We start from the raw sequence: 14095 nt of genomic DNA on the forward strand, positions 1-14095 counted from the left end.
CTCCTTACGTTACTGATTCTTGTGCTGCAAGTAAAACCGGACCAACTCTTCAATCAATTCGTCGCGTTCCTTCTTGCGGATCAAACTTCTGGCGTTGTTGTGCCGCGGTATATACGCGGGGTCTCCGGACAGCAAATACCCAACGATCTGGTTAATGGGGTTATATTCCTTCTCCAGGAGCGCTTCGTGCACCTTGAGCAGAATGTCCCCAGAAGAAGTCTCCACCCCCTCCGCCTTCACGTTAAACTTCATTGTTTGGTCCATAGAACTCATCAACAGCACCTCGCTTTCCAAAAACCATCCAAATAATTGTTGCCTAGATTTACTATATCACATTCGCCTTGCTGACAGCCAGTTCTTCCGCAACTTTGAGCGCTTCATCAAGCTTGGACACATCCTTGCCGCCTGCTTGGGCCATATCCGGACGTCCGCCGCCGTTGCCGCCGCACACGATTGCCGCTTCCTTCACGATATTCCCTGCATGGAAGCCCTTCTTCACGAGATCCGCCGATACCGCAGCAGCCAGGTTCACCTTGTCCTCGCCGGCCGCGCCCAGCACGATAACGCTGGAGCTCAGCTTCACCTTAAGCTCGTCCACGATGCCGCGAAGCGCCTCCATCGATGGCGCATTGACTCTAGCGCTGAGAATGGTGATATCGCCGACCTTAACCGACTTGGACTCCAGCGAGCTCGCCTCGATCCGGCTCAGCTTCGCTTGCAGCGATTCATTCTCGCGGGACAGCTCCTTGAGTTGGGCGTTCAAGCTGTCAATCCGCTTCGGCACGTCCGCCACATTGGATTTCAGGGAGCTTGCCGCCAGCTTCAGAAGCTCCATCTGTTCCTCATAATAAGCGTAAGCGTGCTTGCCTGTCACAGCCTCGATGCGGCGAACGCCGGAGCCGATGCCGCTCTCGCCCAACAGCTTGAACATGCCAATCTGCGAGGTATTGCGCACATGACAGCCGCCGCACAGCTCAAGGCTGTATTCGCCAACCCGCACAACGCGAACGACGTCGCCGTATTTCTCGCCGAATAGTGCCATCGCACCCATCGCTTTGGCTTCCGCCAGCGATTTGTTCGAGATGTCGACATCCGTTCCGTACCAGATTTGCTCGTTCACGCGGCGCTCGATATCCGCAAGCTCCTCCGGCGTAACGCTGCCGAAATGCGAGAAGTCGAAGCGAAGACGCTCGCTCTCCACGAGGGAGCCCGCTTGATTAACGTGATCGCCCAACACTTCTTTGAGCGCTTTATGCAGCAAGTGAGTCGCCGTATGGTTCTTAATAATCGCTTCGCGCGACGCCTTGTCGACCGATGCCTGCGCTTTCGCGCCGACAGCCGGTGTACCGGCTTCCACAACCGCATGATGGACGGTTTGTCCGTGCGGAGCTTTGGTCACATTTTTGACGCGTACAGCGAAGGTGTCGCCTGTTATAAGGCCAATATCCGCAACCTGCCCGCCGCTTTCCGCGTAGAATGGCGTCCGGTCCAGAAGCAGCATAATTTCGTCGCCTTCGTTCGCTTCCTGGGCCAGCTCGTCGCCCAGCACGATAGCGGTAATATGGGACTCTGTTATCAGATCATTATAGCCAACAAATTCGCTTTTAACCGTCAGATCAGCCAGCGGACCGCCCTGTACCTTCATGCTGGCTGTGTCGCGGCGTCCGCCGCGTCCGCGCTCGCGCTGCAGCTCCATCTCCCCGTCGAAGCCCTCGCGGTCCACAGTCAGGCCGTGTTCTGCGGCAAAGTCCTCCGTCAAGTCGAACGGGAAGCCATACGTATCGTAGAGACGGAAAGCGTCCGCGCCGGCAATCACCTTGCTGCCCGCGCCTGTTGCCGAAGCCACCACATCGGCCAGAAGCGCCAGACCCTCTGTCAGCGTCTCATGGAACCGCTCTTCTTCCGTGCGGATCACGCGCTCGATGAACTCGCGCTTCTCGACCACTTCCGGATAGTAGACGCCCATAATGTCGCCTACATCAGCTGTGAGCTCATGCAGGAACGGCCGGTCGACGCCGAGCTTCTTCCCGTAGCGCACCGCGCGGCGCAGCAGCCTGCGGATAATGTAGCCTCTGCCTTCGTTGGAAGGCATGACGCCGTCTCCTACCGAGAATACCACGGTACGAATATGGTCCGCGATCACCTTGAGCGCAACGTCATGGTCGGCGTTAACATGATACTTCACACCCGCAATCTCGCAGGTCCGATCGATGATGGGGCGGAACAGGTCGGTATCGAAGTTGGAGTCTACATCCTGCAGAATGGAAGCAAAGCGCTCCAGCCCCGCGCCGGTATCAATATTTTTGTTCGGAAGCGGCGTGTAGCTGCCGTCCTTGTTATGATTAAATTGCGAGAACACAAGATTCCATACTTCCAGGAAGCGCTCATTCTCTCCGCCCGGCCAGCATTCCGGATCGGACAGGTCGCCGTATTTGTCGCCGCGGTCATAGAAAATTTCCGTACAAGGTCCGCATGGACCTTCGCCAATATCCCAGAAATTTTCTTCCAGCTTGTAGATCCGCTCAGCCGGCAGGCCGATCTTCTCGTTCCAGAAGCGGAAAGCCTCCTCGTCCTCCGGATAGACGGTAACGGACAGACGGTTCGGGTCGAAGCCGATCCATTTCTTGTCGGTCAGGAACTCCCACGCCCAAGTAATAACTTCTTCCTTGAAATAGTCGCCAATGGAGAAGTTGCCCAGCATCTCGAAGAACGTGTGATGCCTGCGCGTCTTCCCTACGTTCTCGATATCATTGGTCCGAATGCACTTCTGGGAGTTCGCGATGCGCGGATTGTCAGGAACGACTCGTCCGTCGAAATACGGCTTGAGCGGCGCCATGCCGGCATTAATCCACAAGAGCGATGGATCGTTATGCGGGACGAGCGACGCGCTTGGCTCGATGGCATGTCCCTTCTCCTCGAAAAACTGCAGCCATTTGGATCTGATTTCACTTGCTTTCATCTTTGCGATTCCTCCTGATTGACGACGATTAGGTCCTGTAAAATTTAAAAAAGCCCCTGTCAATGACAGGGACGAAGCAATTCGCGGTACCACCCTGGTTATCGCTCGCCTGCGCGGGCAATCTCCTTGAAGGACTATAACGGGTCCAGCCGGTGAAGTTCATTCACACTCGGAATAGAGCTTTCGGCCACTCTTCGCATAAACGCTCTCTCAGCCATCGAATGCCAAGCCTGTAGCTAAGCAGCGAAGGAGCGTTCTCTCTGGATGGCGGGCAATGGCTTACTTCAATCCCTCAACGTGTTCACGCATATAGTTCAAATTATATCCATAGAGTGAAAACCTGTCAAATGATCTTCCTTCTCACGTAATAAGCGAACATATGCTGAATAATGACCTTGCACGCCGCGAATATCGGAACGGCCAGAATCATCCCGACAATGCCCGCCACTTCACCCCCAACCAGCAGCGCAAATATAATGAGCAGCGGATGCATATGCAGCGTCCTTCCCACCACCTGCGGCGAAATCACATTGCCCTCGAGTATTTGGCAGGCGGTATTGACGATAGCGACCATGACCATCATTTTGAGAGATACGGTAGAGGCAATAAGCAGAGCGGGCGCAGCCCCGAAGAACGGCCCCATATACGGGATGACGTTCGTGATGGCCACAATCCCGGCAAGCAGCAGCGCATAAGGCATCCCGATCAGCAGGTAGCCGCAATACGCCAGTATGCCCACAATAAGACAGACGAGAAATTGACCGCGAATGTAGCTTCCCAGGGCGTGATCGATATCCTTCATGAGCCGGACTGTGTTTTTGCGATGGGATTTAGGCACATAGGTGATGACGGTCCGCTCGAACACGTCGAAATCCTTCAATATATAGAAAGCCAGGAATGGAATGATGAACGTGACGAACACCGCATTCAGCACATTGCCGATATTATTGACGAAGGCGAACAGCGTTTCGGACACTCGCTTCTCCATGCCAAGCAGCGCCCTCTCTACACCGTCACGGAAGCTGTCAGGGAGAAACGATGTGTTGTTGATATCCGTCATCAGACTTTGCGCCCGAAGGCTCAGCTCCGGAATATGACGATTGAATTCCTGCAGCTGCTCGATGAACATCGGAATCATATTGACGAGCAGCACAGTAAGCGCCGCGCAGAATACGGCATAGATCAGCAGCACCGCAACCGTCCGCGGCACCTTTCTCTCATGAAGCAGCGTGACAATGGGATTGAGCACGTAAGAGATGATCATCGCGACGAGGAACGGACCAAGAACAGCTTTGATGAAATCATATATAGTAACAAGCAGCGGCTTCAGCAGCATCAGGAAATAAATTGCAATCAGTCCAAGAATCAAATAAATCAGCCATACAAAAAATCGGTTGCCCGTAAACCGCTCCATCCCTGCACCCCCACAAATGCCTAACCGAAACACCAGTTGTAATAGTATATGTACAACCTTGGGCAATCATCCTTCTCCTCCAAAAAACTTCAAGTTCAACCGGGCTAGCCCTTTGCAAAATCTAGTAGATTTTAATTAACTTCTCCTGCTATACTAATTCTAGTCTGGAGGGAAAATAAGGATGAACCGCCTGCGCACGAAGAGAAGACTATTATTCATACGTACAGGGATTTGGATGTCTATCTTATTTCTTGCCATCCAAATGGCAATAAGCCAGTACGTCAAGCTTGACACCGTTTATCATTATAGGCTTAACTACAACATGTTTTTGGACAACCAGCGTTCTATCGAGGTCGTCATTGACGAGATAGCGGACGCCATCAAGGGGAACAGCTTGCAGGACTACATCATTCTGATTGGCAACTCCGTCGCTTGGGGGACGAATGAAAGCTCTGATCATTCATTAGGAAGATACATTAACGAGCTGTCCGGAAAGCAGACCGTGTTCAATCTGTCCGCCCCTTCCATGCAGCCCGGCGATATCTATACCTTGCTGCTCATGCTGGAGCGCGCAGGCATAGCAACAGACAATCTGATCATCGGTCTCTCCTATTCCGCGTTTAACGAACGCTCCAATGGTCCTCGCGCCGTGTTTTGGCTGGGGGATTATTTGCGCGAGCTGGATAGTGAAGCCTTCCATAAGGTACGTCCGCAGCTTGTCCGTAACGGATATGAATATGTCACGGGATGGCGGTACGTTGAAACCAAATATTTGCACCAAGCACTCAGCGCGCTGCCGCTTTATCAATACCGGGATGCCATCGTAAGCCATTTGGAGCAGCAGAAGGAAGGCACCGATCTGCTAGGCGATCCGCGGCCTTGGTTCAAGAAGGCATACTCCGCCAAGCAGCTGGAGAATCCGCAATATTTGAATTTCTTCAACCCAACGCCATTCGATATGACAGAGGAGAACTGGGGCGTTTATTTTATGAATCGGATCCTGGAGCATCAGCAGGGAAAGCAAACGCTTGTATTTATGAACAGCTCCAACGGGGAGCTGTCCAAAAAAGAAATTGCACATCCCGGCTATCAGAGCAATCTGGAGCTGCTCGAAGGCTACTTCGGCCAATCCGGCGCGAATTACCTGAATTTGCAGGGTGACATTCCGTCTGAGATGTTCACGGATCATGTTCATCTAACCAAGGAAGGCAACCAGAAGCTTGCGCAGCTATTATGGCAGGCATGGATCAGCGAGGAGAACTAGTCGATGCTTTTTAATTCCATAACGTTTTTTATTTTTTTGGCCATTGTCGTAGTCCTTTATTACTCATTCCCTCGATTGCGGATGTACATTCTGGCCCTTGCGAATATAGCTTTTTATGCTTATGCCGGCGTTGGCTATTTCCTGCTGTTTGCAGCCGTTGTAACCGTCGTTTACGGGATATCCAAGGGACTTGGCGGCTCGAGAGGCAAGCTTGCGCTTGCGGGCGGACTTACGGTTGTATTGGGCAATTTATTTTTCTTCAAGTATTCCATCTTTTTATTGGAAAATATCGAGCGGTCGCTGGGAATCCAGTTCGATCTGGGCGGCACCTTTCTGGAGGACAGAATGATACTGCTGCCGATCGGCATATCCTTCTATTCCTTCCAGCTGATCGCCTACTTGGTTGACGTATACCGCAAGAAGCTTCAGCCAAGCCGTACACTTCTGGAGTTTTGGGTGTTCATCTCGCTGTTCGCACACTCGGCGGCGGGTCCGATCCTACGAGGCAACGACTTTCTGCCGCAGCTAAGACGGATCGAGCGTATCTCCTTTATCGACAGGCGCTTTAAGCTGGGCATCGCGTTTTTGCTGCTTGGCTTAACGAAGAAGCTCATTGTTGTGGAGTCTATAGCACCGTTCGTCAATGCATATTTTGGGCGCGCGGGCGAACTAACCGGCGCCGAGGCATGGACAGCCGCCTATTTGTTCGCCTTCCAAATCTACTTTGACTTCTCAGCCTACAGCGAGATGGCAGTTGGTATCGGGCTTCTGCTAGGCCTTAAGCTGGATCTGAACTTTAAGACGCCGTACTTGAGCGCCAACCCCAATGAGTTCTGGAGAAGATGGCACATTACCCTCTCCCAGTGGATTCGAGACTACATCTTCATTCCGCTTGGCGGATCCAGAGTGGCGAATTGGCGTATTTACGCCAATCTCATTGCGGCAATGACAATCTCAGGCTTATGGCACGGAGCGGCGTGGACATTTATTATTTGGGGTGTGTTTCATGGTGTATTATCTGCAATACATCGGTTGTACCGCAGACTGATTGATGGCACCAAGTTTGAACAGCTTACGAAGTTTCGCTTATACCATGTCATTGCAGTTATCGTCTTCTTCCACCTGACAGTTATCGGATGGGTATTCTTCCGCGCGGAAGGCATTCACGAGGCCATGTATATGCTTGCTCAAATGACAGCGATCCATGAGCTTCAACTGACGGAAGAAACGGAGAAGCTCTTGCTCGTCGCAGCCGCTTTGTACGGCTTGCATTTGGCAGAGTCGGTTATTGTATCCCGCTTCGGCAGGTTCATTCGGGTGTGGCGCATTCGAGTGCCGTTCGTGCTGCGAGGAGCCGTCTATACCCTTATTGCGACCGTACTGCTGGCCTACCTGTTCAGAGGAGAAAGCAGCAGCTTTATTTACTTTCAGTTCTAGCCTTGAGCGTATGCTCATGCCAAAAAGACGGCCTCTCGGCCGTCTTTCTTGTTCACGCATTTTATATGGTGTTGCGTTGTGTACCATTAATTCAAATGCACCTGCGTTGGCACTTCGTCCTCGAAGAACAGGTCGTCGAGCGAGCTCAGCGTACCGTCCTCCTCCACTTGATAAACCGACATTTTGTCACCGTTCACCGTCAGCTCAATAAAGCAGCCCCAGCAATAAAACTGATGGGAACCAATCTTCCCGATATCTTTCGAATTGCAATTCGGACATCTCATCATACTCATATCATCCATTCTCCCTATCCTCTGAAATTGGAAGCAGCGACAGGCTCCAATTCCGCTTCACTGACAGCAGGAACGATAATCGCGTCTTCCCCGAGCAATACCAAATCCGGATCACTCGGCGCCTTCAGCCATTTACGCCCTTCCATCAGATCCGAAACAAATCCGTCAGTAAGCTCATAGCCTACTATCTGTGTACCCTGTAATGGGTAAAAATAAACATCCGACAACAAACCTAATTGCTCGCCAGTTACCGTAACGACCGGCATTTCCTTCAGCCTGACGATACCGGTGTAGAATGCTCGCCTTACTTTCCTTCGGTTCATGGCGACTACGGCATCCTCTCCCGAGATCAACACGGCATCCTCGCCGCAGCTTAACACCTCGTTCCAGGACACCACCCTTGTCCGGGCAGCAAACCATTTGGCGAACTCGACGATCAGGCCCTGGAGCTTCCAATGCTCATCGAACCAGGCATCCTTGACTGTGCCGACCCGTTTTCCGGAATGGATGACGATAATAGGCAGCCCAATTAGCTGTTGCAGTTTTACCACCTGGAAGAAGCCTCCTAACCTTTGTCCCGAAGCCGATTCACAATACCGGCCACGATGGGAGCAGCGCTCTCAAGCTCTTCCAAAGTATTCCCCAAACCAAAGCTAAATCTTACAGCGGAGTTCAGGCGAGCCTTCGACAAGCCCATCGCCCGCAGCACATGCGATTTCTCAAGCGAGCCCGAGGTGCACGCCGAGCCGCTCGCCGCTGCGATCCCCGCCATATCAAGCTTCATAAGCATGGTCTCCGTATGAATGCCGATAAAGCTGAGATTCACGATATGCGGCAACGTGTTCTCGCTGTTGCCGTTCAAGATCACGCCATCGTCGGAAATCAGCTCCTTCAGCCGATCTATCCATGTTGTACGAAGCTCGTCCATAAAAAGTTGCCTTTTTTTTCGTTCGTTCACACAAATGTCAACAGCTTTGGCGAAACCGGCGATTCCGGCGACATTTTCCGTGCCGGCGCGGCGCTTGCGCTCCTGTGAGCCGCCGTGCAGCAGAGGCTCGAAGGGCGTCCCGGAGGAGATATACAAGGCGCCAACACCTTGGGGCCCATTGATCTTATGAGCGGAGAAGCTCATCAGATTCACCGGAAGCTGGGACAGCTTGTACGACATCGCTCCCAGCGTCTGTACGGCATCGACATGAAAGACGGCTCCGCTTGCTTGTACAAGCTCTCCTATAGCTTCAATGGGCTGAATCGTTCCGACTTCATTGTTGCCGTGCATAATGCTGACGACTGCAGTCTGGGGGCGAAGGACCTCGAGCACCCCTTCGGGGTGCACGAGGCCTTGTTCATCTACAGGAAGCACGGTCAGCTCGAAGCCCTCCTGCTCGGCCAGCCACTGGCAGGTGTGCAGGACGGCATGATGCTCCGCAGCCGAAGTCACGATATGGTTCCTGCCCCTCAGACGCTGCGCCCTGGCAGCTCCGATCAATGCGGCATTGTCACTCTCTGTGCCGCCTGATGTGAAGAGGAGCTCGCCCGGCTTGCAGCCAATTGCCTCTGCAATCCCATCGCGGGAGCGGCTGATATGGCCCTTGGCGGAGCGGCCAAGCGCGTGCATGCTGGAGCCGTTGCCGCCGGGCCCCTGCATCAGCTCGACCATCGTGCGAACGACCTCCGGATGCATGGGGGTTGTTGCTGCATGGTCAAAGTAATAATTCATCGCCATCATCTCTCATCTCACATCTTAAATATAGAACATATAGCTGTCCTTGGTTTCCTCTTCCTTGTAGGTAATCAAGTTCTCCAGCGTCGTGGAGTCCAGCACCTCAGCGATGCTGTCGCGAATGCGCAGCCACAGATTGCGCTTGGCCGGATCGTCCTCCTCCGTGAAATCAACCGGCGAGATCGGGCCTTCCAATATGCGAATGATGTCTCCCGATGTAATTTCCGCAGGGTTTTTGGACAATATGTAACCGCCGTAAGCACCGCGTATGCTCTTCACAAGCCCTGCGTTGCGCAGCGGCGCGACTAGCTGCTCCAAGTAATGCTCGGATAATTGGTTTCGCTCGGCAATGCTTTTTAATGAAATCGGACCGTCTCCGAATTTGACAGCTAGCTCCATCATAATCGTAAGGCCGTAGCGGCCTTTCGTCGAAATTTTCAAGAGGGCACCTCACTTATAAATCACTGTATTCCCAACATCCTTATATGTTAACATATACGCCGCTGACCGTGTGCAAAAAGGTTGACATCTTCATGAAAAAGTTTTGCGCGTATGGTACAATGAGTTCAGTTTCAAATGGAAGGGAAGATGATTGGGATGAGCAAACCGATCTCCGAAACGAGAGTCGTCGTCGGAATGTCGGGCGGCGTCGATTCTTCCGTCACCGCGCTGCTGCTGAAGCAGCAAGGCTATGACGTGATCGGCATATTTATGAAGAACTGGGACGATACCGATGAGTTCGGGCACTGCACCGCGGAAGAGGATTCCGAGGATGTGCGCCGCGTCTGCGATCAAATCGGCATCCCTTATTATACCGTCAATTTCGAGAAGCAATATTTCGATAAAGTATTTACTTATTTCCTCGACGAATACAAACGCGGCCGCACGCCGAATCCGGATGTGATGTGCAACCGTGAAATTAAGTTTGGCGACTTCCTGAACAAAGCGCTGGAGCTTGACGCCGATTTCCTGGCAACCGGCCATTACGCGAGAGTCGAACGGGATGAGAGCGGAACCACCAAGCTGCTGCGAGGCGTGGACGGTGGCAAGGATCAGACGTATTTCCTCAGCGCGCTTAATGGGGAGCAGCTAGCCAAAGCAATGTTCCCGATCGGCCATCTGCCGAAGCCTGAGGTTCGCCGCATCGCGGAGCAAGCCGGTCTTCATACCGCCAAGAAGAAGGACAGCACGGGCGTATGCTTTATCGGCGAACGCAACTTCAAGGAGTTTCTAAGCGGCTATTTGCCCGCTCGTCCAGGCGATATGGTCGATATTCGAACTGGGGAGAAGAAAGGCCGCCACGACGGCCTGATGTATTATACGCTTGGGCAGCGCCAGGGGCTTGGCATCGGCGGCTCCGGAACAGGCTCCGGCGAACCGTGGTTTGTGGCGGACAAGGATCTGGAGCGGAACATTCTGTATGTCGTGCAGGGCGAAGGCCATCCAAGCCTCTATTCGGAAAGCCTGGTAGCGACTGGCCTGAACTGGATCGTGCCCGTGCCAGGAACGGTCAAATGCACCGCCAAATTCCGTTACCGTCAGCCGGATCAAGGTGTGACGGTTACGATGAACGATGACGGCGGGGCTCTTGTTGTGTTCGATCAGCCTCAGAAGGCCGTAACGCCGGGACAAGCCGTCGTATTCTACGATGGCGACGTCTGCCTTGGCGGCGGCACAATTGATGTTGTCAACAAAGTGCCAGCCGAAGCCGCATTGTAACGCTGGCAGCAAGCAGCAGAGAAGGGCTCAATCGGAGAGTGTCACTCTTCCGTCGAGCCCTTTTTCATGCTTGTGTACACCCTCCCTCCGACCTTCCTCTGGGATCGAGCGCACAATCCTTATGCGGGTAATACGAAGATGCTGCATCTCCTCAATATGAAATTCATATTCCCCGTCATAATAAACGGATTGCCCGATGGCTGGAGGGAATTCAATCCGGGAATAGATCCACCCGCCAATCGTATCGTAGTCGTCGGTATCTATCGCTATGCCAAAAAAACCGTTCACCTCTTCAATCAGCATAAGTCCGTTGATGGAATAGGAATCATCCTCGTTCCTCACGATAGACGCGATATCGGGATCAAATTCATCCTTGATGTCGCCGACAATCTCCTCCATGATGTCCTCCAGCGTAACAAGGCCGGAGGTTCCACCGTATTCATCTATAAGTATGGCAAGCTGCGACTTTTTTTTCTGCATAAGCTTCAGCAGCGTGCTGATCGGAATGGAGTCTGGAACCGAGGTGACGGGGCGAGTTAGCTCGACGATGCTTTCCGCCGTACGGGCCGAAGCCTTGAGCAAATCCTTGATATGGACAAATCCGATGATGTTGTCCTTGTCGGGCTCACATACAGGGTACCTCGTCCGCATATATTCGATCGCTATCGTTTTGTTGTCCTGCAACGACAGACCGGCGTGCAGGCAGATCATCTCGGTGCGCGGGATCATAATTTCTTTGGCGGTTGTGTCCGAGAACTCAAAAATGTTATCAACCAGCGTCAGCTCCGTCTGATTAATATGGCCGGTCCTATGGCTTTCCTTCAGCAGGTCCCTCAGATCCTCCTCCGTATGGGCGGCCTCCTGGGCTGTGGCAGGCCATATTCCAAGCAGCCGCAGCAGCCGGGCAGCCACTCGGTCAACCAACCATACAATGGGCAACGTCAGCGTATACAGCAGTTGAAGGGGCTTTGCGGCTGCAATGGCGGTACGCTCCGCCCTGCGTCTGGCTACCGATCTTGGCACCAGCTCGCCGAGGAACAAATGAAGAAGGACGATAAAGGCAAAGACGAGCAAGAAGGCGAGCCATGCGGAGAGCCCGGCAGGCAGTCTCCCTGCAGAGGACAGCCATGGCGTCAGCTGGCGTGCAGACATAAGGGCTCCAATCCAGCCGAGGCCAATGGACGCCGCGGTTATGCCCAGCTGGCATAACGTCATATAGAGGTTCAGCCGGTCCAAAATAATGGTTGCCCGCCTGGCCTTCGTGCCACCGGCCTTCGCCAATTGCTCCAGCCGATGTATTCTTGCCATAGACAGCGCATGCTGGGCCGCTACAAAAAATCCGTTCAATCCGACAAGAAGCGCAATACATGCTAGCGATAAGCCGATCGGCATAAGTTCACCCAACGCCTCCCATGGGTTATTAGAACCATTATATTCGCGAGAGCTTACCCGTTATGCAGGATCAAGTCGATTGCAGGCGATTGTCATGAAACGTTCCCAGTTGGCGGAGCGGCTGCTTTCAATTATTTGTTATAATGCAGGCATCACTATATCCATTGGAGGCATAACCCATATGAAACGATTTATTATGATTTTGGCTGCAGCGCTGATGCTGCTGCTTCCATCCACAGCCATGGCCCACTCCAAGCTCACAAGCGCAATCCCGGCCGTTGATTCCACCATTGATGTATCGCCAGCAAGCATTGACATGGTATTTGATACGCGAATTGAGAAAATAAGCAGCTTCAAGCTGTATAACGAAGGGGGCGAGCAGCTGGAGACAGGAGACTCTGTCGTCAGCAATGATAAGATGACCGGCTCGATCCCTTCACCCCTCACCAATGGCTTGTACACCGTGAAGTGGACGATTATCGGTGCTGACGGACATGCGGTCGAAGGGGAATATTCGTTTACTGTTGACGCGCCGGCACAAGCGCCAGCACCGTCTCCTTCCCCGGTGGAATCGCCAGCCTCGACGCCTTCAGCCCAAGCACCGGCAGCCGTTTCTCCCGAGCCGACCGCTTCGGTTGAACAGGACGAGGATGCGGAGAAGGAGGATCCGCTCCAAAGCCTGGCATCCTCCCCGGCAGCGGCGCTGGGAGGAATCATCGTGGTGGCGACTGTACTCGTGCTGATGTTCCGGAGACGCAAGCCATGACCTACATCAGCGAAGCCCTGCTCTATGTTTGCTTCGCCATCCTTACTGGCTCGCTGCTGCTCCGGCTTGTGCCGGAGCGCAGCAGACCGCCTATACACGTGCCGGGCGGCTTGCTGATCGCATGCGCAGCTGCGATACCTGTATTGTCCTTCATGCCGATTCATCAGCTGGCTAGTCTATACGCGGATGAATTCGAACTAACCTATATCGAGATGCTAAGGAGCATCCTGCTTGATGTTAACGCCGGCAAGGCATGGATCTGGACCGCGCTGGGCTCCGCCGGGTTATTGGTGCTTCTGGGCGTTCGGGCGTTCCGCAGTGATAAGCATATGCCCAAGGTGGCGTTATTTGTCACGATGCTTCTTGTGATATGGCTGGGATACGCCAGCCACGCTTCCTCCTTGAGCTCCATCAAAGGGCTCGTCGTGCATAGCGCGCATTTTCTGGCATTTACCGTGTGGATCGGCATCCTGTTTGCAGCTGGCTGGTTTGGCCGCAGCGGGGACAACTGGCCGGCCTTTCTACGCTGGTTTTCGCCATTAGCTATTGTATGTGTTGTGGTGACGCTTCTGGCCGGCTTGACGCTGATGTCGATGACAACGCCCCAGTATGTAAATTCGTGGATGCTGCCATACGGCCAGGCGCTGCTGATCAAGCATCTGCTCATTGTGCCGCTGCTGCTTTTTGCCTATACGAATGGATTTCTGTATAAGGCTGTTGCGATCAAAAATCCAGATTTCAATCCATTGAAGTGGCTGCGTGTCGAAGGCTCCTTCGCCTTGCTCGTGCTAGCGGCTACCGCGTTTATGGGACAGCAGGCACCTCCGCATACGGTAAAAGAAACGCTGCAGACCACCTCGCCGTCTTCGTTCTTCACTTGGTTGTACAAGGGCGCGTTCAGCCCGGATCTCGCGCTTCGTGCAACCCTTCAGACAGAGAGCGTGCTTATGCTTGCGGCAGCTGCGCTGGTCGCTGCAGGCGCCGTCTGGTCGTACCGTCTGGATCGGCCTTGGATCGCTTGGCTGCTGGGGCTGCTTGTAACGGTGTTCGCTTATATGGGCCTCATGTTTATGATTGCTTAAAAATTCCAAGTATGGTGTAACGAATAAGCAAATTCAGAAGAGGGAG

13 protein-coding genes are annotated in these 14095 nt (G+C 53.3%); 5 read left to right on the top strand and 8 right to left on the bottom strand.

Features of this window, described 5'->3' with window-relative positions; genetic code table 11:
* Positions 1 to 9: 9 nt before the first annotated feature.
* The 3 genes from AB1S56_RS16280 to AB1S56_RS16290 all read right to left on the bottom strand — a co-directional run bounded on the left by AB1S56_RS16280 (position 10) and on the right by AB1S56_RS16290 (position 4373).
* Complete coding sequence (locus AB1S56_RS16280; RefSeq protein WP_119601942.1) at positions 10 to 273, bottom strand: IreB family regulatory phosphoprotein; 264 nt, start codon at positions 271 to 273, stop codon at positions 10 to 12.
* Between the two features lie 52 nt (positions 274 to 325).
* On the bottom strand, positions 326 to 2959 hold the full coding sequence (gene alaS, locus AB1S56_RS16285; RefSeq protein WP_340869527.1) for an alanine--tRNA ligase: 2634 nt from the start codon (positions 2957 to 2959) through the stop codon (positions 326 to 328).
* 343 nt (positions 2960 to 3302) lie between these two features.
* Positions 3303 to 4373 (bottom strand): AI-2E family transporter, encoded by a 1071-nt coding sequence (locus AB1S56_RS16290; protein ID WP_340869526.1) that lies wholly within the window; start codon positions 4371 to 4373, stop codon positions 3303 to 3305.
* Positions 4374 to 4608: 235 nt separating this feature from the next.
* Between AB1S56_RS16290 and AB1S56_RS16295 the strand changes: the two genes are divergently transcribed.
* Both AB1S56_RS16295 and AB1S56_RS16300 read left to right on the top strand, forming a co-directional pair.
* Entirely contained in the window at positions 4609 to 5637 is a 1029-nt protein-coding gene (locus AB1S56_RS16295) for a hypothetical protein (protein ID WP_340869525.1), read from the top strand.
* A gap of 3 nt (positions 5638 to 5640) precedes the next feature.
* Positions 5641 to 7074 carry an MBOAT family O-acyltransferase gene (locus AB1S56_RS16300; protein WP_340869524.1) on the top strand — a complete coding sequence of 478 codons (1434 nt, stop codon included), beginning with the start codon at positions 5641 to 5643 and terminating at the stop codon, positions 7072 to 7074.
* 86 nt (positions 7075 to 7160) lie between these two features.
* On the opposite strand, the gene AB1S56_RS16305 is transcribed toward AB1S56_RS16300, so the two are convergent.
* The 4 genes from AB1S56_RS16305 to AB1S56_RS16320 are packed head-to-tail and all read right to left on the bottom strand — an operon-like array spanning position 7161 to position 9531.
* A complete protein-coding gene (locus AB1S56_RS16305) occupies positions 7161 to 7361 on the bottom strand; it encodes a hypothetical protein (protein ID WP_340869589.1) in 201 nt (66 codons plus the stop codon).
* Positions 7362 to 7381: 20 nt separating this feature from the next.
* Positions 7382 to 7918 (bottom strand): PRC-barrel domain-containing protein, encoded by a 537-nt coding sequence (locus AB1S56_RS16310; RefSeq protein WP_340869522.1) that lies wholly within the window; start codon positions 7916 to 7918, stop codon positions 7382 to 7384.
* Between the two features lie 14 nt (positions 7919 to 7932).
* Positions 7933 to 9087: a cysteine desulfurase family protein gene (locus AB1S56_RS16315; RefSeq protein ID WP_340869520.1), complete on the bottom strand. Its 1155-nt coding sequence runs from the start codon at positions 9085 to 9087 to the stop codon at positions 7933 to 7935.
* A gap of 24 nt (positions 9088 to 9111) precedes the next feature.
* Positions 9112 to 9531: an Rrf2 family transcriptional regulator gene (locus AB1S56_RS16320; RefSeq protein WP_340869518.1), complete on the bottom strand. Its 420-nt coding sequence runs from the start codon at positions 9529 to 9531 to the stop codon at positions 9112 to 9114.
* Positions 9532 to 9687: 156 nt separating this feature from the next.
* Here AB1S56_RS16320 and mnmA point away from each other — a divergent pair, with 156 nt between their 5' ends.
* The gene (gene mnmA / locus AB1S56_RS16325) at positions 9688 to 10809 is read left to right on the top strand and encodes a tRNA 2-thiouridine(34) synthase MnmA (protein WP_340869517.1); all 1122 of its coding nucleotides are present in this window, start codon (positions 9688 to 9690) and stop codon (positions 10807 to 10809) included.
* Between the two features lie 27 nt (positions 10810 to 10836).
* On the opposite strand, the gene AB1S56_RS16330 is transcribed toward mnmA, so the two are convergent.
* Positions 10837 to 12201, bottom strand: coding sequence for a hemolysin family protein (locus tag AB1S56_RS16330; RefSeq protein ID WP_340869515.1), 1365 nt, complete (start codon positions 12199 to 12201; stop codon positions 10837 to 10839).
* A gap of 181 nt (positions 12202 to 12382) precedes the next feature.
* Here AB1S56_RS16330 and AB1S56_RS16335 point away from each other — a divergent pair, with 181 nt between their 5' ends.
* Both AB1S56_RS16335 and AB1S56_RS16340 read left to right on the top strand, forming a co-directional pair.
* Complete coding sequence (locus AB1S56_RS16335; RefSeq protein WP_340869514.1) at positions 12383 to 12967, top strand: copper resistance protein CopC; 585 nt, start codon at positions 12383 to 12385, stop codon at positions 12965 to 12967.
* Entirely contained in the window at positions 12964 to 14049 is a 1086-nt protein-coding gene (locus AB1S56_RS16340; RefSeq protein ID WP_340869512.1) for a CopD family protein, read from the top strand. The genes AB1S56_RS16335 and AB1S56_RS16340 overlap by 4 nt, the downstream gene beginning before the upstream one ends.
* Positions 14050 to 14095 lie beyond the last annotated feature (46 nt).

The sequence above is a fragment of the Paenibacillus sp. PL2-23 genome (genome assembly GCF_040834005.1).
In the GTDB taxonomy this organism is placed as follows: Bacteria; Bacillota; Bacilli; order Paenibacillales; family Paenibacillaceae; genus Pristimantibacillus.